Consider the following 1,486-nt stretch of genomic DNA (forward strand, 5'->3'; position numbering starts at 1 on the left):
GCCCGAACCCGCGGGGCGGTCAACTCCGCATGTCCATAATTCCGTACGTGACACGACGCGGCCCTGTCGGCCCCCGGACAGTCCGCGCCGCGCCGTCCCGTCCGGCTGGCTCCGCCGATCGTCAGGCGATGCGGGCGACGGCGTCCGTGTCCGTCTCGGAGACGATGTAGGGCCCGCCCGCCCTGACCTCCAGGGCCAGCAGGGCCACGCGATCCGATCGGCGCGGGCCGAGCGGTAGAATGGCGTTCCCCGTGGTCCAGCGCAGCCTGTCCTGGCGGTGCGTGGTCCAGCCATGCCGTTCGTTCGCGCTCAGATGGGCGGTCAGCACGGTCGAGCGGCTGCCTTCGAAGAGCGTGATATCGCCGATCAGGACGCCCAGATGACGGCGGTCATCGACGAAGGGACCGATGACGTCACTGGGCCTGCCGGTGCGCGAGACGATGCGGACCTCCTGGATGTCGGCGGGGAGCATGAACATGACGTGCTCGCCGTTCCGGCGGACGGGCCGGATGACCGTGCCGGTGCCGGTGACCAGATGCAGGTCCGTGTCGTCGGTCAGGACGTGGTCCGGCCCGCGCGTTGGCGCGCCGATCTGCAAGGCGCGGGCCGCGATCCGCCGGAACAGGGGTTCGACGAAGGCGCGGCTGACGTCCAGCGGGCAGGCTGCGTCGTTCCAGGTCAGGGCGCGGGCCGAAACCAGGCTGGCGATCCGCCCGTGCTGCCGGAAGGCCTGGCGGTTTCCGGTATCCAGATAGCTTTCGGTCAGCATGCCGTCGGCCATGACGATGGCATGGTCCTTGGTTTCGATATGGTAATAAGCATAGGAGGGGATGGAGCGGTCGTAGAAGATGGACTTTCCGTTGACCAGCATGCGGGCCGGCACGAACGCCCCGTTGAAGAACAGGCAATGTTCCGAGGTGATCAGCATGTCCTTGTAAGGCACGCCGTCGGCGAAGGCGTCCTTCACGATGCGCAGCGGCCAGCCGGCTTCGTCTTCGGCTGGCTGCGGACGGACGTGGACGCGCGCCATGCCGGCCCAGACGATCGTGCGCGCGACCGGCTGGCCGTCGACATAGGCCAGGATGGTGTCGCCGGTCGAAAGCTCTTCCACGGCGACGTCGCCGGTCGGTGTCCGGATCATGGTGCCGGCCAGGAAGCAGGCTTCGTAGGCGGCTCCCTTGTTGAGCGTCAGGGCCTGGTTGACGATGGTTGGCGTCGAGATGCTGCCGCCTGAGTTGACGGTGATGCTGGAAGTCCCGTCGCCGCCGGCGAAGGCGGTGCCGTTGAGCGTGCCGGACGTCCAGCCGGAGGTGTAGGATTCGGTGAAGACGTCGTTGGTGGACGAGCCGCCGGCATAGATGGCGGTGACTTCCGATTCGTAGGTATTGTTCTGTGAGACGCCACCGGAATAGACGTTGAGATAGCCGTTGGCGGTATAGGAATCCTCGATGGTGCCGCCGGCGCTGACATTGATCGTCGGGCCGAC

At 67.0% G+C, this 1,486-nt stretch carries 1 protein-coding gene; it reads right to left on the minus strand.

Features of this window, described 5'->3' with window-relative positions; translation table 11 throughout:
• Positions 1-121: 121 nt before the first annotated feature.
• Positions 122-1,486, minus strand: a 1,365-nt coding sequence (locus tag ACMAUO_RS20905; RefSeq protein WP_420358833.1) for a Hint domain-containing protein, incomplete at its 5' end; no start/stop codon positions are given.

The organism is Gluconacetobacter brunescens, from assembly GCF_048695475.1.
Lineage (GTDB): Bacteria > Pseudomonadota > Alphaproteobacteria > Acetobacterales > Acetobacteraceae > Gluconacetobacter.